The following is a 21,275-nucleotide window of genomic DNA, read 5'->3' as shown; positions in this document are numbered from 1 at the left end:
GCCGTTCTCGTCGCGCAGGACACGACCTTCCGAGAGGCGGGGGCGGGAGGTGGCGAGGCTGAAATTGGTGATGTTCGTGCCGCCTTGCGTGATGCGGGCTTCGGGGGTCTGGCCAAGTGGGCCTGCGAGGATGACGATGTGTCTCGCATGTCTAGCTTCCTTATGTGTCCTGTCTTCGGGACCGTCCCGAAGGCAACCCCTGAAAAAGCCCGTCGGGTGATGCGTGCACGGTGGACAGCATGGACACCGGACACCCCCAGAGGACCGGGGTGGCGCGGGCAGCCCCGAAGGGGCAACACGGCCCGGTCTGACGCGGGGTTGCGCGTGAGAGACCGAACGGGATTAGGGGATTGTCAGTCGAAGGGATGGGCGAGAAGCCAAAGTGACACGGGAAAGCCCATGCCAGACCCTGTCATCCGGCCAACATGGCCTTTCAGAACCCAAGCCCGGCACGGTCTTGGCGGCACAGACACCAGATCACTGATTTCCGCCACCCCTGCCCTCGCCCGCCGGGAGTTGCGAGGCCATGCCGATACGGGCTACTTTGCAGGATCATTCAGGACACGGAAAACATCACATGGCTGATTTCGATCTCGAGGCGCTGTCGCTCAGCGAACTGCGCAAATTGCAGAAGGACATCGCCAAGGCGATCACCACCTATGAGGACCGGCAGAAGGCAGAGGCCCGCGCCAAGGTGGAAGCATTCGCCAGGGAGCTCGGCTATTCGCTGGCCGAACTCGTCGACAGTGATGCCAAACCCACACGCGCACCCGTCGCGCCGAAATACCGCCACCCTGAGAACCCGGCACTCACCTGGTCCGGCCGGGGGCGCAAACCGCAGTGGTTTGTGGAGGCGTTGGAAGCGGGCAAAACCGCAGAGGACATGGCTATCGATCTATGAGCCATGGCAACCAGGCGCATTGCGAGGCTTCACCGAAGCGGCCGTTCGCATGGTCTGTAGCGCGCCACGTTTGACTTGCTCAACGGCGGCAGGTCTCGCGAAGTATGTTCAGCACAAGACCGACGTAGAGGGCGGGAAGCGGCCAGACGGCGTTGCGGCATGGCAGTCGCGGTGACATTGGGAAAGCGGTCGCTCATTCTATACGCGGCAAACGGGGGGCTTGACAGCGCGGTGGGCGAAAAGCTGAACGATGCAGTTGCGTCAGCGCGCTCGCGGCAACTTGCCGAAGCTGCGAGTTGAGAATGATGGTCCGGACAGACAGCATCAGCAGCCACCGTGTCCAAAGGAGCACAGCGTTAACCGTTTATGCCGCCGACGCAGCCCAGGGAATGTTGGGGGCACCACTCTGACACGGCGCTGCTCCACAGTGACCCAGCAGAACTGGAAGAAATCGCTAGCTTGGGCGCTGCCCAGGGTCGACGCCGTCGCGTGCCGCCCAGGCCAGAGGCACTCTGCAAAGTGGTGGTGCTTCAAGGAACTCGTGTTCCTCTCGCCTGCGCAAATGCACCTGTGAAGGCCAGATCCTGATCGAAAAACAGCAAACTCTCGGCAAGCGGCCGAAGGACTGTTGATTTCCGCTGGGAAGTTGCCCGGGAAGCGAGATGATTGCCTTCGAGATCGGACCGATTCGATCCTTCCCCGGCGATGCGCGAAGGGGGACATCGGAGTGATCCACATTGGACTATTGAACATCATCCGGAAGCTGTGCCTTCGTGAAAGCCTGTTGATCCGTGAGATCGCGCGCCGTGCGCGAGCGTCGTCCTCGACTGTAAACTGCCCTGAAGCCGACATCTCGCCGGGCGTGACGAGCCTAACGACCGTTGACAGATTTCCCCGGCACCAAAGTCAGCGGCAGGTAGGTTACCCGGTAGTCACTGTCAGGCTGCGCCCAGCGGCGCCGGATGGTCTGTTCCAACGCCTCGGCTTGGGCCTCGGTCGTCGATCCTGCGACGGTGAAGAACTCGGCATGTTCATTCACCAGATCGGTCCTGCCAAGCAGGACGATCGACAGATCGGCCGGCACATCGATCCCCCTGCGCGCAAGCTGAGATACGAAATCGGCGCCGTCCTCTATTCCCCAGACAATCAGCGCCGTGAAAGGCAAATCACCTGCCGACTGCCGCAGCCCGGCAACTGCCTCTGCGGCCTTGGCCACGAAATCCTCGTGCGGCCAGGCGGGAATCCGGATAGGCTCAGACAGGTTATCATTTGTCTGCCTGCGGGAGTCGAAGCGGATGCGGCCCAGTTCCGCGGCCAGAACGAAATGTGTGCTCAGCAGCAGCCCGACCCGATTGTGACCGGCGGCGGCCAGATGATCGAGCGCCAGATCGACCGCGCTGGCCCATTCGAAACCGACCGAGTCGACCTCGGTTCCGGCCAGAACCGCGCCATCGATGACGATTGACGGGGCCAGGCGATGCGCCGCGGCCAGCATGTCGATCGCGATCGTCTCGAAGGTCGATTGCAGGACGCAGGTGTCGAAACGCGGCATGTTGCGCAGGATGTCGAGCGCATCGCGGCTGTCGGTATAGGCGACCTCGACGACCCGGCAGCCCATGTCCTGAAGCTGGATATGAAGGCGTTCAAGCACACGGCGACCGCGCTGAAGCCGGATGGAGCGCCGCAGGAACAGCACCGAACGCTGATCGGGCACCTCGGGGGCCTCACGCGGTTCGGCATGGGCGGCGTGCTCGGCCTCGCCGCCGGAGAAGAACGTACCGCGTCCGACTTCGGCCGAGATACGCCCCTGCAACTTGAGTCGCTCCGTGGCGCGCATGACCACAGCTTGCGACACGCCAAACTGCGCCATCAGGTGGCGGACCGGCGGCACACGGTCGCCGGGCCGCGCGTTGAGCGCGAGGGATTCGATATAGGATTCAAGGCGTTGGGATGCGGACATAGCCTGACGATACAATGTCTGCGGCAGTAGATGCAATACAATGCGCATGGCATTGACAGATTGTGCCAAAGGTGGGATAAGCAATACATACATTACTTACATCATACGCTTTGTATGGACTGTAACCGCAGGGAGGGAAACATGCGTCTTACCGTCTCCATAGCCGCGCTTTGCGCAGGACTTGCAGCGCCAGTTCTTGCGCAGAGCCGCGCCGAAGTCATTCACTGGTGGACGTCCGAGGGCGAGTCGCTGGCGGTGCGCGCGCTCGGCGATTCCTTTGCGGCGGCCGGGGGCGAGTGGCTGGACAACGCCATCGCCGGTGCTTCGGGCGCGCGACAGGCCGCGGTGACCCGAATCCTGGCGGGCGATCCGCCCGCCGCCAGCCAGTTCAACACCGGGCGGGAATACGAGGATCTTGTCGCGCAGGGTCTGCTGGTCGATATCAGCGACATTGCCGCCGACTGGGGTCAGACCATGCCCGCCTCGCTGCTGGCCGCGTCGCAACTGGATGACCGGGTCTACGCGATGCCGATGAACATCCATGGCCGCAACTGGATCTGGTACAACACCGCGGTGCTGGCCGAGGCCGGGGCCACCCCGCCGACCGGCTGGGGCGAGGACATGTTCGCAGCCCTCGACCTGATTGCCGCCAGCGGACGGGTGCCGCTGGCACTGTCAGGCACGCCCTCCTACATCCTGTCGCTGTTCGAGTCGGTGCTGCTGGACCGGGGCGGGCCGGGCATGTGGAACGGGCTTTACGGTGATCGGTCCGACGCGGCCTTTGCTGACCCGCGGCTGCGCGATGCGCTGGAGACCTTTGCCCGGCTGCGTGATTATGTCGATGCTGGCTCGTCCGGGCGCGCCTGGAATGCGACCATCGCCATGATCATCAACGGCACGGCCGGGATTTCGTCGCAGGGCGACTGGGCCAAGGCCGAGTTTGCGGCCGCCGGTCTGGAGCCGGGCACGAATTACGGCTGCGTGCTGCCCGGCGGCGTTCTGATGATCGGCGGCGATGTGTTCGTCTTTCCCGCGCAGCGCAACGCCGAGCGCGCCCAGGCCCAACGCCTGCTGATCGAGACACTGGCGGATGCGGCGACGCTGCGGCGCTTCAACCAGATCAAGGGATCGATCCCGCCGCGCAATGATGTGGACATGAGCGGAACCGACATCTGCGCCGAAACCGGAAGCGCCGCGCTGCGCTCGCAGGATACCTCTGTCCCGCGGCTGTCAATGCTGGTCAGCGGCACCATCGCCGGCGAAGTGCAGGATCTGATCGTCGAATTCTGGTCGGACCCGCGCATGTCGGTCGATGCCGTGATCGCGCGTTATCGCGACATCGTGCAGAACGGCTGATCCGCAGACCGTCAGTCGGCGCGGTTCGGGTCGCGCCGGCCAGATACCACCGAGGAGGGATGCCATGAAACTCTCGCAGGCGCGGCTTGCGCTGTTGCCGATGTTCGTGATCGTGGTCGTGGTCTATGTCGGCGCCATCGTCTGGACGGTGGGGATATCCTTCACTCCGTCGCGGATGCTGCCGGTCTATGAATTTGCCGGGCTCGACCAGTATCGCGCACTGTTCCGTTCGTCGCGCTGGATCATCTCGATGACCAACATGGCAATCTTTGCCGTCGGCTACATCGGCGGCTGTCTGGTGCTGGGCTATCTGATGGCGATTTTCATCGATCAGAAGGTCAGGGCCGAGAACACGCTGCGCACGATCTTCCTCTATCCGCATGCGATGTCATTTATCGTGACCGGGCTGGTGTGGAACTGGATGCTTAGCCCGACCGAGGGAATCCAGGATTTCGTCCGGGGCCTGGGCTGGCAGAGCTTTACCTTCGACTGGATCGTGCAGCCGAGAATGGCAATCTATACCATCGTTATCGCCGGGGTCTGGCATGGCGCGGGCTTCGTCATGGCGCTGCTGCTGGCGGGGCTGCGCGGTGTGGACGAGGAGATCTGGAAGGCCGGCCGGATCGACGCGATCCCGCGCTGGCGGATGTACCTGCATGTCGTCACGCCGATCCTGGCTCCGGTCTTTGCCACCTCGGCGGTGCTGCTGACCACCCATGCCATCAAGTCCTATGACATCGTCGTGGCGATGACCCAGGGCGGCCCGGGCATATCGACCGAAGTTCCGGCGAAATACGTCATGGACTACCTGTTCGAGCGGGGCAGCATCGGCCAGGCCGCAGCGGCCGCCACGGTCATGCTGATGATGGTCGCCGCTGTCGCCGCGCCGGTGCTCTATGCCCGCAGTTTTGCCAAGTCGCGTCGCGGTTAAGGAGGAAGCATCATGACCAATCCCGCATCCCGCCGCCCCGCCAAGGCCCGCTTCAGCCCCGGTCGGATCGGCATCTACAGCTTCCTGTTCTTCTCGGCGCTGTTCTTCGCATTGCCGCTGTTCGTCATGCTGATCACCTCGTTCAAGACGATGGAGGAAATCCGCACCGGCTCGATCTTCAGCCTGCCGCGGGCGCCGGAACTGAGCGCCTGGATCAAGGCCTGGTCCAGCGCCTGCACCGGCATGACCTGTGACGGCATCCAGGTCGGCTTCTGGAATTCGGTCCGCATCCTGATCCCGGCAACGGTGATCTCGATCTTCGTCGGCGCGCTCAACGGCTATGCGCTGGCAATGTGGAAGGTCCGCTGGGCCGGCTTGGCCTTCCTGCTGCTGATGACCGGCGCCTTCATCCCCTATCAGGTTTATGTCTTTCCGCTGGTGCAGCTTTTCGCCCTCAGCGGAACCTTCGGCAGCCTGTTCGCCATCGTCACCGTGCACATAATCTTCGGGATGCCGGTGATGACACTGATCTTTCGTAACTATTTCTCCTCGATCCCCGAAGAGGTCTTCAAGGCGGCACGGATGGACGGTGCCGGGTTCTGGTGGATCTTCTTTGCCATCATGTTGCCGATGGCCACGCCCGTTCTGATCGTCGCGGTGATCTGGCAGGTCACCGGCATCTGGAACGACTTCCTGCTGGGGTTGATCTTTGCCGGGCGCGACAACCTGCCAATGACGGTCCAGCTGAACAACATCGTCAATTCGCAGTTCGGCGAGCGCGAATACAACGTCGACATGGCCGCAACCATGCTGACCGCGCTGGTGCCGCTGGTTCTCTACTTCGTCTCGGGCCGCTGGTTCGTTCGCGGCATCGCCGCGGGTTCGGTGAAAGGATAAGCCATGTCTGCCATCTCGATCGACAACCTTGTGGTGAAATTCGGCGAGGTCGCCGTGTTGCGCGACCTCAACCTGGCCGTCGATCCCGGCGAGTTCCTAGTGCTGCTGGGCTCGTCGGGTTGCGGGAAATCCACGCTTCTGAACGTGATCGCCGGGCTTCTGGAACCGGCCGACGGGTCGATCACAATCGGCGGGCGGGACGTGACCTGGATCGAGCCGGACCGGCGCGGTATCGCCATGGTGTTCCAGTCCTACGCGCTTTATCCGAAGATGAGTGTTCGCGACAACCTGGGCTTTGCACTGCGCGTGGCGCGGGTGGCCAAAGCCGAACGCGCAGCCCGGGTCGCGAAGGTCGCGGACTTCCTGCAACTCACCCCGCTGCTGGACCGCCGCCCGGCCCAGCTTTCGGGCGGGCAGCGCCAGCGGGTGGCGATCGGCCGGGCACTGGTGCGCGAGGCCGATGTGTTCCTGTTCGACGAGCCGCTGTCGAACCTCGACGCCAAGCTGCGCGCTGAGCTCAGGATCGAGATCAAGCGGCTGCATCGAACCACCCGCAAGACCATGGTCTATGTCACCCATGACCAGATCGAAGCACTGACGCTCGCCGACCGTGTCGCTGTCATGAAGGACGGGATCATCCAACAACTGGCCAGCCCGGAAGAGCTGTATGACCGCCCGAGCAATCGCTATGTCGCCGGTTTCATCGGCTCGCCGGGTATGAACTTCCTGCCCGGCGTTCTGACCGCCGGACCCGCGCCGCGACTGACCTCGGCAGTGGGCTCGTTCAATCTGCACGACTATCCCTTCGCCGCCAGCCCAAGGACGGGCGATGCGCGAGTCGAGCTGGGGGTGCGCCCCGAGGCGCTGTTTCCGGTCGATCCGAAGGGGCCCGATGCGATGCTGCGCGGCACGGTCGATCTGACCGAGATGCTGGGCGCGGAATCGATCCTGTGGTGCGACATCGCCGGACAACAGGTGGCGGTGCTGGCGCAGGGCAAGCCACCGGTCGCTGCCGGCGCGCCCATCGGGCTTCGCTTCGATCTGCACCGCGCGTCGCTGTTCGACACCGCAACCGGTCAAAGGCTCTGAGGCGCGATCATGGCAGTCGGCATGTTCGATTCCTTCATCACCCGCGGCTGGTTCGACCCCGAGGCGGCAGCGCTCTGGAACGAGACCGCAACCTTGCAGGCCTGGCTCGATGTCGAGGCGGCATTGGCAGCCGCCGAGGCCGAACTGGGGCTCGTGCCGCAGGACTGTGCCGAGATCATCGCCACCAAGGCGCGCACCGAGCTGTTCGATCTTGCCGATCTGGAGAAGCGAATTGCCACGGCACAACATCCGTTTGTGCCGGTCCTGGCCCAGTTCGCGGCCCTCTGCGGCGAGCCGGCGGCCGGGTTCCTGCATCTGGGCGCCACCACCCAGAACATCTTCGACACCGCGGCCTCGCTTCAGATGAGATCCACCGTGAAGCTTGTTCTTGACCATCTGGACGAGACGCTGGACGCCCTTTGCGCCCTTGCCGGGCGCCACGCCGACACTGTTCAGGCCGGTCGCACGCACGGCCAGCACGCGCTGCCGATGACCTTCGGCTTCAAGCTTGCAGGCTGGATCGACGAACTCGGGCGCCACCGGGCGCGACTTGCCGAACGATTTTCCGAATCCTTCGTCGCCAGTCTGGGCGGGGCCATCGGAACCCACGCCGCGCTAGCGAAGGATGGTGCCGAGGTTGAGCGACGGATGGCGGCACGGCTCGGGTTGCAGCCGGCCGGACTTGCGATCAGGTCAAGCTATGACCGTGTGGCCGACTATCTGAGCTCGCTCTGCCTGATCGCCGGGACGCTGGAAAAGATCGCCGGCGACATCGTCTTCATGCAGCGCACCGAGATCGGTGAGGTCTCGGAATCATTCCACCTGGGCAAGGTTGGCAGCTCGACCATGCCCCAGAAGCGCAATCCGTCAACCGCACTCAAGCTGGTCAGCCTGTGCCGGTTGCTGCGGGGCCGCCTGCCGCTGATCGCCGAGGCGATGCTGCGCATGGACGAAGGCGACAGTTCGGCCACGAATGTAACCGATGTCACCGTGCCGGAGATCGCACTGTTTGCAGCCTCGGCCACGGCGATGCTGCGCGATCTGGTTCTGGGGCTGAACGTCCACCCCGACGCCATGGCCCGAAATCTCGACCTGACCGGAGGACTGATCGTTTCGGAAGCCATCATGATGACCCTCTCGGCCGAGATCGGCCGCCACGCCGCGCATCGTCTGCTTTACGATGTGGCGCAAGCCGTGCAGTCTGAGAACATGCCTTTTGCCAAGGCGCTGCGAGACCGGCCGGAACTGCACAGGTTGTCGGCCGAAACGCTGGACGCTCTGCTTGATCCGCAGGGCTACACTGGCGCATCCGGCACGGTTGCCCGGTCAATCGGCTGGCGAGGCGAAGTCCAAGGTGGCTCTGACCCTGATCTTGCAGGCTGATGCTATGTTGTTCCACTGCCAGCTTCACGCGGCATTGGTCTCGTCCTGTTGTGCGTGTTCGGCTTGCCAAGCTTGCGCTGCACGCGCCTGATCGCCGGCGGCAGTTCGCCGTTGCAACGCGCCAGCGTTACCGATGTGCCCGTCCGCGTATTGAGGCTCTTGCGAGTGGTGATCACGGAACCCTGAGACACCAGAATCAAGGCAAGCATGTCCTTCACTGTCGACTTTCCCACGGTCCCGGTGACAGCTATCACCCTACCGGTCATGCGCCGACGCGCCTCATCCGCCATCCGGTGCAGGACGGCACAGGAATCCTTCAAGACAAGCTGCGAGAAATTGTCCGGCAGTTAGGGAACGGGGCGTTGGACAATGGTGCCACGGCATAGCCTATGGGCTAGCTTCAATGCCTCGTGCGTATCCGACCAGCCTGCATAGACGCCGGAGTCGCCCGATCCACTATGCCAGGTCCCCTCGTCGATGGCGACGAAAAGGCAATTGTCGTTCTGCAAATCAGAAGGATTGGCTGAAAGCGCCAAGTCCTTAGCACGCCATCCTTCACCCGAATGAACGTTCCAGTCTCCTTCGAGAAGTGAACGCAGTTCCTCGTGCTTCCAGCGGGGCGCCTCGAAGGCATCACCATTCCCATCAAGAGATGCCCCAGCGGAATTTCCTGCATTTCTCTTCACTTTCCGCCCCTCCACTCGAGTTGACTTAAACAAATGCCCGATCCCGCCAGTCCGATGGACTTGCATCAGCGGCATTGGCCGGTCGGGTTCGCTGCGGCAAGCACGACTATCCGGTCAGCGGAAGTCGCACAGCAGCATGCTGCCGCTGCCGACCGGCTGCTCTGGGCCGACCGGCGCAAGGAGCGCCGGTCGGGGAGATTGGTCAAAGGTCGATCCCCTCCGAGAGTGACAAGGCGTCCTCGATGTCGACACCGAGGTAGCGCACCGTGCTGTCCATCTTCGTATGCCCCAGCAGCAGCTGGACCGCGCGCAGGTTGCCGGTCTTCTTGTAGATCTGCGCGACCTTGGTCCGTCGCATGGAATGCGTGCCGTACGCGCTCGGCTCCAGGCCCAGCGACATCACCCAGCCCCGGACGATCCGCGCATATTGTCGCGTGGAAAGGTGAAGGCTGCCATGGATCCGGCTGGGCCACAAGAACTCTAGGCCGATCATCTCGGGGTCTTGGGTCCAACGCTCGAGGGATAACCGGGTGGTCTCGGTGATCTCGAACCGGACCGGCTTGCCGGTCTTGCTCTGGATCATCGAAGTCCGCTCCTTGACGCGCCCGGCGGCGAAGACATCGCGGACCCGGAGGGCGACGAGGTCGCAGCCGCGAAGCTTGCTATCGACCGCCATGTTGAACAGCGCGAGGTCGCGTGCGTTGCCTGCCATTTCGAGGCGGACGCGGATGGACCAGACATGCCTCGGCATAAGCGGGCGCTTCTGGCCGATGATGCGGCCCTTATTCCAAGGCACTCGGTCAGGGCGGAGGACGGGAAGAAGATTGACGGACATGGGACTACCTCCTGTCCACCGTGCCCACCTTTCTTCGGTCTTGCCGACCAGCGCAGGATATCTGAGGTGCCCCTAGATTTGTAGACGCTTTGCTCCCTAACTGTGAGGCAAGGTGCGGGTTTCGCAGATTCCCGGACAGTGATTACGGAAATTCCCGGACACTCATTTCGGTAAATCCCGGACAGGGATTTCAGTAATTCCCGGACAGCCCCGGGAAGGGTGAGAGTTGGTCCTTGCCTGCGAGGTCGCGGCTACTGTGCCGGTCTTGGAAGAGACCGGAGGGCAGCATGCCGCGACGCAAGCAAGCGAGGCGAATGACCGTGCAAGACATACGAAGCATTTTGCGACTGACACATCAGCAGGGGCTGTCGATCCGCGAGGTCGGGTTGCGTCTGAAGCTGAGCAAGACGACAGTGGCGACCTATCTTTATCGGGCGCGTGAGGCTGGCTTGAATTGCTGGCCTCTGCCCCCGGGGCGCGACGATGATGCCACGCTCGAGCGTGCGTTATTCCAGCAGGTCGGCCGGCCGCCGCGCGCGCATGAGGAACCGGACTGGGCCAAGGTATCGACCGAGTTTAAACGCAAGGGCGTGACCTTGGTCCTGTTATGGCAGGAATACCGCGCGGTGTATCCTGACGGATATGGCTACACCTGGTTCTGCGAACAATTCCGGGCCTTCGAGAACCGCACCAGCCCGAGCTTTCGCAATCGACATGAGGCAGGCGCGGTCATGCAGACTGATTATGCTGGCCACACGATCCCGGTCACCGATCCTGTCACAGGCGCCGTGCGGCAGGCCCAGATCTTCGTCGCTGTGCTGGGGGCGTCCAGCTATACCTTCGCCTGGGCCAGCCTGACCCAGTCGCTGCCCGACTGGATCGAGGGCCAGGTCCGGGCGCTGAAATTCTTCCGTGGCGTGCCCAAGGCGATCGTGTGCGACAGTGAGGCATCGAACGCGATCCGTCCGAGAGAGATGCCGAACAAGGCGGCGGTAGCCAAGCCGCTATGGTTTGAGCCCTCAATCACCCAAACCTTCGCCGATATGGCCGCGCATTACGACACGACTGTGCTGCCTACACGCCCGCGCAAACCGCGTGATAAGGGAAAGGTCGAGGGAGCCGTGCTGATCGTCGAGCGCTGGATCCTCGCGCGGTTGCGCAACATGCAGTTCTTCTCGATCGAGGCGCTGAATGCAAACATCGCCGAGCTGCTGACCGATCTGAATGACCGCCCCATGCGCAGGATAGGTCGCTCCCGCCGCGATCTGTTCGAGGAGATTGAGCGGCCAGCCTTGCGCGATCTGCCCCCGGAGCCTTTCGAGTATGCCGAATGGAAGAATGCCAAAGTGCATGCCGATTACCATGTCGACGTGCTCCACAGTTTCTATTCCGTGCCGCACCGCCTGATTGGCCAGAAGGTCGATATCCGGCTGACAAATCGGATGGTCGAAATCTTCCACAATCACGAACGCATCGCCGTCCATACCCGCCGCGGCACGCGGGGCGGTCATTCCACCGTGAAAGAACACATGCCCAAGGCGCATCAGCGCCATGGTGGCATGACCCCGGAATACCTGATCATGCGCGCTGGCCGTGTGGGCTATCATGTCGCGGTCCTTGTCGAGCGGCTGATGCGCGACAGACCTCACCCCGAACAGGGCTACCGATCATCTCTCGGGATCCTGAGCCTTGAGCGTAGATTTGGCCGCGAAAGGCTGGAGGTCGCCTGCGACCGGGCGCTGACCCACAACACTGTCAGCTATGCCTCGGTGAAGTCGATCCTGGTCACTGGCCTCGACAAATCTGTCACCGAACCAGCTCCCATCCCGCCCACACCGCGTCACGACAACATTCGTGGCGCCGCCTACTACCAGTAACAGCAAAAAAGGACCAAAGATGCTGACTCATCCCACCCTTGAGCAAATGGCCAGCCTTGACCTGAACGGCATGGCTGCCGCTTGGCACACTCTCGCCGAACAGGATCCCGGCGAGGCGCTGGATCGCAATGAATGGCTGGGCATGATGCTCGATCGCGAGGTCGCACATCGCGCTGACAAGCGCTTTGCCAACAGACTGAGAAACGCCAAAATGCGATTTCCAAATGCTTGCATAGAAGACATCAACTTCTCCGCCACCCGTGGCCTTGATCGCCGACAGATCCTCTCACTGGGTCAGGGCGGGTGGCTCAAAGCGCATGAACAGATCATTCTTACGGGCCAAACAGGCACGGGAAAGACATGGCTGGCCTGTGCATTCGCCCATCAAGCCGCGCGCATGGATTATTCCGTGGCCTATGCCCGCATGCCGCGGCTCTTTGAAGACCTGGCCACAGCCCGCCTCGACGGGCGGTTTCCCAAGCTGATCGACAAGCTCGCCCGCGTGCAACTCCTCGTGCTCGATGACTGGGGCACCCATAGCCTGACAGATCAGCAACGCCTCGATCTGCTCGAACTCTTCGAGGAACGCTATCAACGCCGATCGACCATCATCACCGCGCAGCTGCCCGTCTCAGGCTGGCATCAGATGATCGGCGAGCCCACCATCGCAGACGCCATTCTCGACCGCATCATCCACAATGCCCACCGTATTGAACTGAAAGGTGACAGCATGCGCCGGAAAAGCACAAAGCCAGAATTGACAACGACTGAAAACGCCGAAATCATCTCTCACGATCAATGAACGCAGCGCAAGGATCAGCTACCACCCCGCTGTCCGGGAATTACTGAAACGGCTGTCCGGGATTTAGTGAAATCCCTGTCCGGTATTTCTGAAATCCGCACTTGCCCTGACGTCCCGATAGCCCACAGTGGTTTCGGCCCGGATGACGCCTTTTCCCGACATGCTATTGTCCCCAGCCGGTTTCCCGGTCGCAGCCATTTCTGGCCAAGGTAAGTCGGGTGGGCATCAGGCTATTCTTGGTTTCCTGAGAAGTCTCCTTCACTCAATTGATCGCGCCGACACGGCGCACCCAGAGGTTGCGGTTCTGGCACACGGCCCGCAGGTAGAAGCTCGCCATGCCGAGGGTTTTCGCGCCCACCTCGGAGTTCCAGCAGTAGAAGCCCCGGAAGTAGAGATCGGGGGAGCCGTCCGGCAACTTGCCCGCCTCGATCGGGTTGCGATCATCGACCAGGAAAAGAAAGACGTCGCGGTCCGAGGCGTAGAGCGTGGTCGTGTCACGGCTGATCTCGACATCGGGGTTGTAGACCCCGGTCGACCAGTCGAGCACGCCCGGCACCTTCCAGCGCGTATCGCCCGTGCCATTGCCCGCGATGCGCTGCACCGCCTCGACCAGCTCAAAGTCATGAATGCGGCCATAATCGGGGCCGGTCACCGCGCGCAGTTCGGTGCGGCCGTCTTCCGTCTCGAAGGTCTTCACCTGTTCGGCGCGGTGGTTGGTCAGGCCGTATTGCAGGTTGATCCCCGCCAGCGGCGCAGGCAGCTGCCGCAGGTAGGAGGCCGGCGCGCCAACGATGCTGGCAAGCTGGCCAAAGGCCCAGTGCGTGGGCGCAACAGGTTCATGCGCTTTCGGCAGCATCAGGTGTAGCCGCTCGGGGTTGTCGCGCGCGGCCTCGACCCGGATATCCGCCGTTTGCACGACCCGGCTCCGGCTGCGCTCAGAGCGGCCCTTCACATTGGCCCAAAGATCATCGAGCGACAGATACCGCTCATCATCCGGCCGGTTAAACCATTCGGACGACACCCGCCCGTTCCGCTCACCCCGGCTCACATCCACTTTCCAGCCACCTGCCCGCGCCGGTGCAACCGGATCCAGAACTTCCACAACGCCCATCGGTATTCCTCCGTGACAGGCACCGGGAGCCACTCTCCCAGCCTTCAACCTGTCGCGAAAGCAACCAACCCTTCTCTATCTCTCAAATATCAGGCAGGACATTCACGGAGTGGAGTCGGCTATTCGCAACTCCTTCTCAGGCAAGCGCCGTCGCTTCTATCTCGAAGAGCAGTCCGGGGATCGCGAGACGCGTCACACCCAGAAGAGTCATCGGTGGGGCCACCTGATGCGGGCCAAATCGCACCCCCAGTAGATCAAAGTTCTTAAGCGCCTCATCGACATCGGTTGCATAAACGCCAAGCCTCACGACATTGCTCAGGTCCATGCCAGCTTCCTTGAGGACAGCTTCGAGATTATCGATGGCAAGACCAACCTGAGCCCGCATATCGCCGGGATGCTGCGGGGCACCTTCACTGTCGACACTGGTCTGGCCCGCACAGATCACCTGGCGACTGGCGCCAGTGATGATCTCAGCCTGATTGTAGCCCAGCTTTATCGACCAATCCCAAGGATTCACGGCTTTACGCTCCATCTCGCAAGTCTCCTGTTTTGCGTTGATAAAACACGCGTAGAACAGAACGGTGCCAAAAACCGTCACCTTTTGTGCTAAGGTGAGCTCATGAAAAGTCGCATCAGACAAGACGCCATCATCCGCATGCTCCGACGCAACGGGACATCCACAATCCAGGCGCTGGCCGAAGAGGTCGGCACCTCGCGCCGCACCATATTGCGTGACCTCAGCTCTCTCAGGGATGAGGGCTATGTCATCCATTCCGATGTCGGTCGCGGCGGCGGGCTGCAGCTTGATCCGCAATCGATACGGACTACCATCAGTCTCTCTGTTCCCGAGGTCTTTGCCCTGCTGATCAGCGTCGCAGCGATGCGAGCCGCTGGAAACCTGCCATTCTCAGAGCTTGCGGATACCGGATTGGCCAAGATCGAGAAGTCGTTGCCTGCCGACAGGGTCAAGGACCTCCGCGCACTTCTCGAACGGTTGCATATTGGTCAGCTTTCTCCGCTTCAGAACCTGTCAGACATGGGCAAGATTGACCGCGGCCTGCTTCCAACATTCGAGACGGCATTTCTTCAGCGCGAATTTATCCGCTTTGCCTATCGCGATGCGAAAGGTCAGCGCACCCAGCGCGAGGTCGAACCGCAGGCCATGCTGATCCTGCCACCGCTTTGGTATCTTGTCGGCTGGGACCCAGAGCGCGAGGGCTTTCGCCATTTCCGGATGGACCGGATCAGCAATTCAGAAACCGTTGCCGGAACGAGGTTTCGCCGCCGTCACGTCCCGTTCGAGGAGGATGTCTGCCCCTATAGCGAAGTGCTGAAGCGTACCGGATAATTTGCCAGGTGCCGCGCTGCCATTCACCGAATGGGCTGCTGCAGCGAACCCGGCGGGTTTCCCCGCCGGGCCCGAGGGGGAGACCCCGTTCCTCAGAACGGGATCTCGTCGTCGCGGTCGACCAGTTCGGGGTTTTCACTCTCGGCCGATTTCGGGCGGCTCAGGAAGTCGACCTTCTCGGCGATGATCTCGCAGCCGTAGCGGTCGTTGCCTGCCGCATCGGTCCATTTCGTGTAGTGGATGCGGCCATGGACGAGCACCTTCATGCCCTTTTCGCAATGCTCCGCGACCGTCTTGCCCAGACCGTTGAAGCAGGTGATGCGGTGCCATTCGGTGTCCATGACCCGGTAGCCGTTCTCATCGCGCAGCACGCGACCTTCCGAGAGGCGGGGGCGGGAGGTGGCGAGGCTGAAATTAGTGATCTTGGTGCCGCCCTGGGTGGTGCGGGCTTCGGGTTTCTGGCCAATGTTGCCGGCGAGGATGACGATGTTCTGCATGGTAAGCTTCCTTCTGTGTCCTGTCTTCGGGACCGTCCCGAAGGCAACCCCTGAAAAAGCCCGTCGGGTGATGCGTGCACGGTGGACAGCATGGACACCGGAAACCCCCAAAGGACCGGGGTGGAGCGGGCAGGACGCCACAGGCGGCCAACACGGCCCGGTCTGACGCGGGGTTGCGCGTGAGAGCCCGAACGGGATTAGGGGATTGTCAGTCGAAGGGATGGCCCAGGAGACAGAGATGCGCGGGGAGCCCATGCCAGACCCTGTCATCTTGCCAACATGGCCTGTCAGGACCCAAGCCCGGCACGGTCTTGGCAGCAGAGCCAGCAGATCACAGATTTCCGCCACCCCTGCCCTCGCCCGCCGGGAGTTGCGGGGCCATGCCGATACAGGCTACCTTGCAGGATCATTCAGGACACGGAAAGCACCGCATGGCTGATTTCGATCTCGAGGCGCTGTCGCTCACGGAGCTGCGCAATTTGCACAAGGACATCGCCAAGGCGATCACCACCTATGAGGACCGGCAGAAGGCAGAGGCCCGCGCCAAGGTGGAAGCATTCGCCAGGGAGCTCGGCTATTCGCTGGCCGAACTGGTCGACAGTGATGCCAAACCCAAACGCGCACCCGTCGCGCCGAAATACCGCCACCCTGAGAACCCGGCACTCACCTGGTCCGGCCGGGGGCGCAAACCGCAGTGGTTCGTGGAGGCGTTGGAAGCGGGCAAAACCGCAGAGGACATGGCCATCGGCTGAAAGCCGTGGCAACCAGGCGCATTGCCACATTTCACCGAAGCGGCCGCTCGCATGGTCTGTAGCGCGCCACGTTTGACTTGTTCAACGGCGGCAGGTCTCGCGAAGTGTGTTCAGCCTAGGACCGACGTAGAGGGCGGAGAGCCGCCTGTGATTTTGCAGCATTGCATGCGCAGCATCCTGGGCAAAGAAGACGGTCACCGATCTTGCTTTGCGATATTTGGAACAGTTGTAGGTTTGGCTGTGGATGGTCATTGATATAGACAGAGAGTTGCCATGAGAACCCATCTCATCCATCGTGCATCCCGTTTGCGCCGCGTAGCGCTACTTCGTTGATGCGAGGCTGTTGACTTCGTGAAGCGATGACGTTACCGACAACTCGCTGCGAATGTCGCGGCCATTTTCATGTATCAACCAGAGAGACCCATGGACAGTTGCTCTAGTAGCGGTCTGGCCTCTGTGTTTTGCGAAATGCTGCGCAGCCGCCAGACCTTCCGGACAAATTCAGACCACCCGGCCTGTCTGCGGCTTTGGGGCCTGCGTATGTAAAGCAGCCCCTGTGCTTCCAGAACGGCGCGGCTGGACGGAGGCACGACAATGACCTTTCACTTCGCCCATATGGCCCCACCCGGCGCATCCGCGCGCCGCACCCCTGTTGCCTGCTGGCTGCGTGATGCGCGCACAGGCCGACTGGTGCAGCATTGGCTGACCGCCACGCCCACACAGCCCGACGCATTGGATACCCCCCTTTGCGCACTTCTCGCCCAGCAAGCCCGGCTGCGCGCGGGCTGAGGCCTGCACGCGCCTGCGTCGGGAGTGTATCTTATGCGTCTGATCATCGCCGGAGGGCGGCATCTCGATGATGTCACCCTGATCCGCCGCGCGCTTTCGCGTGCCCATACGCTGCGCCCTGTCACTGTGCTGATCCACGGGGGCAATGGCGCGCTTGGCATAACTGCCGAGGACTGGGCGCGCGAAATGCGGCTGCATGTCCTGCGCTACCCTGCGAATTGGCGGGAACTTGGCAAGCGCGCCGAAGCAATCCGCAATGCCTTCATGCTGGAGGATTCGCGCCCCGATATGCTGCTGGCGCTACCCGGTGGCAATGACACGGCCGATCTGGTTGCGAATGCAACCCGAGTGGGTCTGCCCGTCATTGATGCAGAGGGCCAATCCATCACGACCGAAGCCAAGGCAGGGCCGCGCGGGCGCGCGACCCTGCACTCTCTCTCCCCGAAAACACCCTGAGACAGAGGATATGGCCATGAAGATGCAAGCAATTGACCCACGTTTCGGCCGCCCGGCAGATATTTTCGGGCATCTCGAGCTGCTGATGACCCAACTCGACGCCCCGCCTACCGAGCGCACTGCAAAACTGAAAGCCGCCTCGACCGCCAAGAAGGCCCGCAAGCTGGTGGAAGAAGCCACCGAAGTCGCGCTGGACGCCGTGGCCGACAACCCCGAAGGGCTGATCGCTGAAAGCGTCGATCTGCTCTACCATCTGGCGGTTCTCTGGCATGACCGCGGTATCACGCCCGGCGACGTGCGCGCGGAAATGGCGCGGCGCATTGCAGTGCTGGGGATTGCCGAAAAGCTGCCCAAGAAAGGCCCGGCAAAGAAGCTGCTCAAGCACAAGACACCCCCCGCCACGCCCTGCGCGCTCTATCGCAAGGGCGACCGGATCGGGCCGGTGTCCTTGTCAACGGCCTTTGGCTGAACGCACAGGAAAGGGGCAGGCCATGACCGTTCTCATGTCGCAAGACGCATTGCGCGCGCATCTCGCGCAGGGAGATTTGCTGACCCTGCGCGAGGCGCTTGCCGAGTTGCACCCGGCGGATCTGGCCAATGAGGTCGGCGGCCTGCCCCCATCCGAGGCCGCAAAACTGATGCGTGCGCTCACGCCGGCGCAGCAAAGCAAGGTTTTCGGTTATTTCGGCCCGCGCTTCCAGATCGCGATTGCGCGCCATATCGCGCGCCCCGATTTCGCGCGGATCGTGACCGATATGAGCCATGACGAGCGTGCTGATCTGTGGAAAGCGCTGTCAGCGGACCAGCGCGCAACGTTGCTGCCCGCGTTGGCGCAGGCCGAGCGCGAGGATATTCGCCGTCTTGCCGCGTATCCCGAAGGCACCGCAGGGGCCGCGATGACGTCAGATTACGCGACGCTCGCGCCCGAGATGACCGTCGCGCAGGCGATTGCCCATCTGCGCGCCGAGGCCCCTGATACAGAAACGATCTACACCGCCTATGTCGTCGATGCCGAGCGCAAGCTGCAGGGCGTGGTCACGCTGCGCGATCTGATCCTCGCCGATGAGCGGCGCTCGATTTCCGATCTGATGATGGTCAACGCGCCCTCTGGCCGGGTGGATGAGCCCTTGCGCGATATTGCCGAACGCATCGCCGCCTATGACGTCTTTGCCCTGCCGATCCTGACGACAGGCAAGCGGCTGGTCGGCATCGTCACCATTGACGATGCGCTGGATATCGGGCGCGCAGCCTCTGCGGCCACGCTTGCGCGCTTCGGTGCGACGGGCGCCTTCGCGGGCGATGATCTGGACATGCGCGGCTCCAGCCTCGGGCGGATTTTCCGCGTGCGGCTGGTGTGGCTGTCGATCCTGAGCGTCTTTGGCGTGGTGACGGCGGGCTATATCGCGGGGCAAGAGGCGCTTCTGGCGGAAATGCTGATCCTTGCAGCATTTGTGGCCCCGATCATTGATATGGGCGGCAATACCGGCAGCCAGTCCGCGACGCTGGTCCTGCGCGCCATGGCACTGGGCCAGCTGGATCTGCGCGCGCGGGACATATGGTTTGTGCTCCGGCGGGAACTTCCGGTGCTTGCCGGGCTGGGGCTGGTGGTTGCCAGTCTGATGGCGGTGCTTGCGACATTGGGCCAGACAATCGCGCCGCAAGTGCTCTGGGTGATCTGGCTGACGATGGTTTGCGTCACCATCATGGGCGGCGTACTGGGCGCGCTCGCCCCATTTGTGGCGCGCAGGCTTGGTACCGACCCGGCGGCGATGTCCGCACCGCTCATCACCTCGATCATGGATCTGGTGGGGGTGGTGATCTATTTCGCCATCGCCTGGGCGCTGCTCGGGCCCCTAGCGGGGGGCGCATGATGGCTGGCCCCTATCTGTCACCCGCGCGTCATATGCCGCTGCGATCCTGTCGCAACGCGGGCGCCACTGCGCGCGGCTGGGATCCGCCACAGCCCGACTGACCCCCTTCACCTCTTTCTCAAACGACCCAAAAGCCAATGGAGAAATCACATGGCAAGCACAACTTTTGAAACGCTCGGCGCAACGGGCGCAACCACCAAGGCCAGCCCCGGCCCCATCTCGGCGCGCATCCGCGATGCCTTTGTCTATGTCGCCGACAGCGCATCGGTCAGCAACGCGCTCGACGCCGTGCGCCGCACGCGCGTGCCGGCCGGTCAGGCCGCCGTGGTCTTTGTCGTCGATGGGCAAGGCTGCTACAAGGGCTTCGCGCGCCTCTCAGCCCTGCTGCGCGCAGAGCCGGAGAGCGCCATCATGCCTTTGGTTGAAGGCGCAGATATCGCCGTCAGCCATGCCATGGACCAGGAAACCGCCGCACGGCGGCTGCAGCTGAAAGACGTGCCGCTGCTGCCGGTCGTCAACTCGAAGCGCGAGATGATCGGCGTTCTGACCTTCGACGATGCGATGGATATTCTCGAAGTCGAGACCTCGGACGATATCTATTTCAAGGCCGGTGTCGGCGATGTGTTTCACACCGAAGACCATGTGCGCTCGGAAAAGCTGACCCAGGGTCCGATCTGGTACACCGTGCGTGTGCGCATCCTGTTCCTGATGGTCACGCTGGCCGGTGGGCTTGTCGTCGGCGGTCTCATTGACCAGTTCGAGGATGTGCTGGGCGCTGTGCTGGCGCTGGCCATTTTCATCCCGCTGGTGATGGATATGGGCGGCAATGTCGGCACGCAATCCTCCACGATCTTCGCGCGCGGATATGCGCTGGGTCATGTCACCATGAAAGACTTCTGGCGCAAGAATTTCGTGCGCGAGGCGCTGGTAGGTCTGACCATGGCAGTGGGCATTGCGCTGGTCGCGGGAACCGTCGCCTATTTCTGGCAAGGTGTCCCGAACGAGATTCCGCAGCTTGGAATTGTCGTCGGTGTGGCGCTCTTCACCTCGGTCTTTCTGGCGTCCTGCCTCGGCTTCCTGCTGCCCTATATCATGATCAGGATCGGTGTGGATCACGCGCCCGGCGCGGACCCGTTCATCACCACGATCAAGGATTTCTCGGGCCTGCTGGTCTATTTCTCGATGGCCTCTTGGCTGATCGGGGTGGATTTCTGATCGTTCGAAACCCTTGTCGGGCGGTATCCCGCATGCCGCCCGACAGCCCGAACAGGACCCCGCAAATCATGCCCGACCCCCGATTATTCAATCTCAACCTCCCCCTCATGTGATGCGCCGCCCTCTGCACCGGGCGCGCCTGTGCAGAGGGTCACACCAAAAGGACACATCCCATGAGCTACCTGCCACAAACCACATCACCGACGCGCACCTTGACCAGCGCCCATTTGCGCGCCTTCATCTACGGCGACAGTATGAAACCGGGCCGGCCGGCGATCTTGCGTCATTCTGCCGAAGAAATCGCCCAAGCGATGATCCGACTGCCCGCAGAAGACGCCGCGCGCGGTCTGGCGCTTTTGCCCGCGGGTGTGCAAATCCCGGTCGTCGCGCGACTGAACGCGTCTACGCGCGCGCGCGCCTCGAGCAGAATTGCGCGGACTGGGCCGGGGCCGTTCCCATCTTGCGGGCGTATCACGACTCTGTTGCAAAGCACTGCCTCGCAGGGCAGATGACCCCTAT

The 21,275-nt window shown here is 62.5% G+C and carries 22 protein-coding genes and 1 pseudogene; 16 read left to right on the top strand and 7 right to left on the bottom strand.

Features of this window, described 5'->3' with window-relative positions; genetic code table 11:
• A partial coding sequence (locus BG457_RS19595) for a single-stranded DNA-binding protein (RefSeq protein WP_139257892.1) occupies nt 1-138 on the bottom strand: 138 nt, incomplete at its 3' end.
• A 439-nt stretch (nt 139-577) separates the two neighbouring features.
• Between BG457_RS19595 and BG457_RS19590 the strand changes: the two genes are divergently transcribed.
• A complete protein-coding gene (locus BG457_RS19590; protein WP_071799546.1) occupies nt 578-901 on the top strand; it encodes an H-NS histone family protein in 324 nt (107 codons plus the stop codon).
• 871 nt (nt 902-1,772) lie between these two features.
• Here the strand turns inward: BG457_RS19590 and BG457_RS20090 are convergent.
• Nucleotides 1,773-2,861, bottom strand: a complete 1,089-nt coding sequence (locus BG457_RS20090) for a GntR family transcriptional regulator (RefSeq protein WP_175546843.1) — start codon at nt 2,859-2,861, stop codon at nt 1,773-1,775.
• Between the two features lie 141 nt (nt 2,862-3,002).
• On the opposite strand from BG457_RS20090, the gene BG457_RS19575 reads away from it, so the two are divergent.
• The 5 genes from BG457_RS19575 (at nt 3,003) to BG457_RS19555 (ending at nt 8,517) form a co-directional block, all read left to right on the top strand.
• On the top strand, nt 3,003-4,217 hold the full coding sequence (locus tag BG457_RS19575) for an ABC transporter substrate-binding protein (protein WP_071799545.1): 1,215 nt from the start codon (nt 3,003-3,005) through the stop codon (nt 4,215-4,217).
• Between the two features lie 64 nt (nt 4,218-4,281).
• Nucleotides 4,282-5,148, top strand: a complete 867-nt coding sequence (locus BG457_RS19570; RefSeq protein WP_071799544.1) for a carbohydrate ABC transporter permease — start codon at nt 4,282-4,284, stop codon at nt 5,146-5,148.
• Between the two features lie 12 nt (nt 5,149-5,160).
• The gene (locus BG457_RS19565) at nt 5,161-6,045 is read left to right on the top strand and encodes a carbohydrate ABC transporter permease (protein WP_071799543.1); all 885 of its coding nucleotides are present in this window, start codon (nt 5,161-5,163) and stop codon (nt 6,043-6,045) included.
• A gap of 3 nt (nt 6,046-6,048) precedes the next feature.
• Nucleotides 6,049-7,134 (top strand): ABC transporter ATP-binding protein, encoded by a 1,086-nt coding sequence (locus tag BG457_RS19560; protein WP_071799542.1) that lies wholly within the window; start codon nt 6,049-6,051, stop codon nt 7,132-7,134.
• 9 nt (nt 7,135-7,143) lie between these two features.
• Nucleotides 7,144-8,517 (top strand): class-II fumarase/aspartase family protein, encoded by a 1,374-nt coding sequence (locus tag BG457_RS19555; RefSeq protein WP_071799541.1) that lies wholly within the window; start codon nt 7,144-7,146, stop codon nt 8,515-8,517.
• A gap of 2 nt (nt 8,518-8,519) precedes the next feature.
• On the opposite strand, the gene BG457_RS20775 is transcribed toward BG457_RS19555, so the two are convergent.
• Both BG457_RS20775 and BG457_RS19545 read right to left on the bottom strand, forming a co-directional pair.
• Entirely contained in the window at nt 8,520-8,783 is a 264-nt protein-coding gene (locus BG457_RS20775) for a Mur ligase family protein (RefSeq protein WP_425434940.1), read from the bottom strand.
• A gap of 622 nt (nt 8,784-9,405) precedes the next feature.
• Nucleotides 9,406-10,038 (bottom strand): tyrosine-type recombinase/integrase, encoded by a 633-nt coding sequence (locus BG457_RS19545; protein WP_071799539.1) that lies wholly within the window; start codon nt 10,036-10,038, stop codon nt 9,406-9,408.
• Between the two features lie 287 nt (nt 10,039-10,325).
• Between BG457_RS19545 and istA the strand changes: the two genes are divergently transcribed.
• Nucleotides 10,326-11,915: an IS21 family transposase gene (istA, locus tag BG457_RS19540; protein ID WP_071799538.1), complete on the top strand. Its 1,590-nt coding sequence runs from the start codon at nt 10,326-10,328 to the stop codon at nt 11,913-11,915.
• 19 nt (nt 11,916-11,934) lie between these two features.
• On the top strand, nt 11,935-12,717 hold the full coding sequence (gene istB, locus BG457_RS19535; protein ID WP_071799537.1) for an IS21-like element helper ATPase IstB: 783 nt from the start codon (nt 11,935-11,937) through the stop codon (nt 12,715-12,717).
• 289 nt (nt 12,718-13,006) lie between these two features.
• On the opposite strand, the pseudogene BG457_RS19530 reads toward istB, so the two are convergent.
• Nucleotides 13,007-13,828: pseudogene (locus BG457_RS19530) on the bottom strand (DUF932 domain-containing protein); the annotation flags it as partial.
• A gap of 136 nt (nt 13,829-13,964) precedes the next feature.
• Nucleotides 13,965-14,468, bottom strand: a complete 504-nt coding sequence (locus BG457_RS19525) for a RidA family protein (RefSeq protein ID WP_245771047.1) — start codon at nt 14,466-14,468, stop codon at nt 13,965-13,967.
• Between BG457_RS19525 and BG457_RS19520 the strand changes: the two genes are divergently transcribed.
• Nucleotides 14,448-15,176 carry a helix-turn-helix transcriptional regulator gene (locus tag BG457_RS19520; RefSeq protein ID WP_071799536.1) on the top strand — a complete coding sequence of 243 codons (729 nt, stop codon included), beginning with the start codon at nt 14,448-14,450 and terminating at the stop codon, nt 15,174-15,176. The two genes, BG457_RS19525 and BG457_RS19520, sit on opposite strands and share 21 nt — an antisense overlap.
• A 92-nt stretch (nt 15,177-15,268) precedes the next feature.
• Here BG457_RS19520 and BG457_RS19515 read toward each other — a convergent pair whose 3' ends face one another.
• On the bottom strand, nt 15,269-15,673 hold the full coding sequence (locus BG457_RS19515) for a single-stranded DNA-binding protein (protein ID WP_071799535.1): 405 nt from the start codon (nt 15,671-15,673) through the stop codon (nt 15,269-15,271).
• A 431-nt stretch (nt 15,674-16,104) separates the two neighbouring features.
• Here BG457_RS19515 and BG457_RS19510 point away from each other — a divergent pair, with 431 nt between their 5' ends.
• The 7 genes from BG457_RS19510 (at nt 16,105) to BG457_RS19480 (ending at nt 21,268) form a co-directional block, all read left to right on the top strand.
• Complete coding sequence (locus BG457_RS19510; protein WP_071799534.1) at nt 16,105-16,425, top strand: H-NS histone family protein; 321 nt, start codon at nt 16,105-16,107, stop codon at nt 16,423-16,425.
• A gap of 594 nt (nt 16,426-17,019) precedes the next feature.
• Complete coding sequence (locus BG457_RS19505) at nt 17,020-17,214, top strand: hypothetical protein (protein WP_071799533.1); 195 nt, start codon at nt 17,020-17,022, stop codon at nt 17,212-17,214.
• Between the two features lie 33 nt (nt 17,215-17,247).
• Nucleotides 17,248-17,670, top strand: a complete 423-nt coding sequence (locus BG457_RS19500; RefSeq protein ID WP_071799532.1) for a DUF2493 domain-containing protein — start codon at nt 17,248-17,250, stop codon at nt 17,668-17,670.
• A gap of 16 nt (nt 17,671-17,686) precedes the next feature.
• Nucleotides 17,687-18,139 carry a phosphoribosyl-ATP diphosphatase gene (gene hisE / locus BG457_RS20085; RefSeq protein ID WP_217649545.1) on the top strand — a complete coding sequence of 151 codons (453 nt, stop codon included), beginning with the start codon at nt 17,687-17,689 and terminating at the stop codon, nt 18,137-18,139.
• A gap of 22 nt (nt 18,140-18,161) precedes the next feature.
• Nucleotides 18,162-19,541, top strand: a complete 1,380-nt coding sequence (gene mgtE, locus BG457_RS19490) for a magnesium transporter (protein ID WP_071799531.1) — start codon at nt 18,162-18,164, stop codon at nt 19,539-19,541.
• A 150-nt stretch (nt 19,542-19,691) separates the two neighbouring features.
• On the top strand, nt 19,692-20,756 hold the full coding sequence (locus tag BG457_RS19485) for a magnesium transporter (RefSeq protein ID WP_084657757.1): 1,065 nt from the start codon (nt 19,692-19,694) through the stop codon (nt 20,754-20,756).
• A 173-nt stretch (nt 20,757-20,929) separates the two neighbouring features.
• Nucleotides 20,930-21,268, top strand: coding sequence for a hypothetical protein (locus tag BG457_RS19480; RefSeq protein ID WP_071799530.1), 339 nt, complete (start codon nt 20,930-20,932; stop codon nt 21,266-21,268).
• Nucleotides 21,269-21,275: the final 7 nt, after the last annotated feature.

This window comes from Natronohydrobacter thiooxidans (genome assembly GCF_001884735.1).
GTDB classification, from domain to species: domain Bacteria; phylum Pseudomonadota; class Alphaproteobacteria; order Rhodobacterales; family Rhodobacteraceae; genus Roseinatronobacter; species Roseinatronobacter thiooxidans_A.
This window is presented reverse-complemented; position numbering and strand designations above follow the sequence as displayed.